This is a genomic window from Rheinheimera gaetbuli (assembly GCF_054781935.1).
Genome location: NZ_BAAGTL010000029.1, coordinates 1 through 1,073, shown reverse-complemented (window position 1 = coordinate 1,073; position 1,073 = coordinate 1). Strand labels below are relative to the sequence as shown.

1 protein-coding gene is annotated in these 1,073 nt (G+C 44.5%); it reads right to left on the bottom strand.

Annotation, left to right across the window (positions count from 1 at the left end; genetic code table 11):
- Positions 1-991: AMP-binding protein (locus tag ACYVIC_RS19585; protein ID WP_460862671.1), on the bottom strand; the 991-nt coding region annotated here is incomplete at its 3' end.
- Positions 992-1,073 lie beyond the last annotated feature (82 nt).

Here is a 1,073-nt window from a genome sequence, read left to right as displayed (position 1 = left end):
TGCCATTGGGTGTAAGCGGCATGCTTTCAAGCACCACAAAGACGCTGGGGATCATATAGTCAGGCAGGTATTGCCTGCTGTACTGACCTAATATTGCATTCCAGTCTCTACCTGTCTTGTCATCAGCCCGTAGCCCATTCTCTTTGCCAATACTGACATAAGCCACTAACTGGGTTATTCCCCGTTCAGAAACCTTGCTCAATACAACAGCTTCCTGCACATATTCTTGGGCAGCCAAGCACCTTTCAATTTCTCCTAACTCGACACGGAAACCCCGTAATTTCACCTGATGATCAATACGTCCCAGATAAGCCAGATTACCATCTGGCAGCCAGCGCACCAGATCACCCGTTTTATAAATTCGTTTGCTACTGCCTGCGCGATTAGGATCGTAAAAAGGATTGGCAATAAAACGTTCAGTGGTTAAAGAGTCGTTATTCAGATATCCGCGGGCGAGGCCATCGCCACCTATGTAAAGTTCACCACAAACGCCTTCAAGCACTAATTCTAGGCAAGCGTTAAGAATGAAAAGCTGAGTATTGTGGATCCCTCGCCCAATACTACTAATGCCTCCGGGTTTTCTTAAACAGCGGGTTGAATAGGTTGTATCTTCTGATGGGCCATACAAATCATATACTTGCTCGACACCCGAAGCATAAAGTCGCTCTACTAAAGACTGCTTTAAAAACTCCCCTGCCAGATTAATGGTTTTAACATGACCAGGCAGCAGTGAATTATTGATTAACAAAGATTCTATAGCAGAAGGCACGGTGTTAATCAGGCTGATTTTCAGCGCCTGCTCACAGCTGTTCCATTGCAGTATATTTTTTACTATTAATGCTGCGCCGCCAGAAGTAAGGGGAGCAAATAGTTCAAACACGGATAAATCAAAACAGATGGACGTTGAAGCCAAAACCAAGCTTAGCTGTTGTATTGTATACTCTTTTTTTGCCCAACAAAGAAAGGCTACAACATTTTTATGCTCAATCATAACCCCTTTCGGCTGGCCGGTTGAGCCAGAGGTATATATGACATAGGCAAGGCAGCTTGAGTTAATCCCCAGCATATTGCTA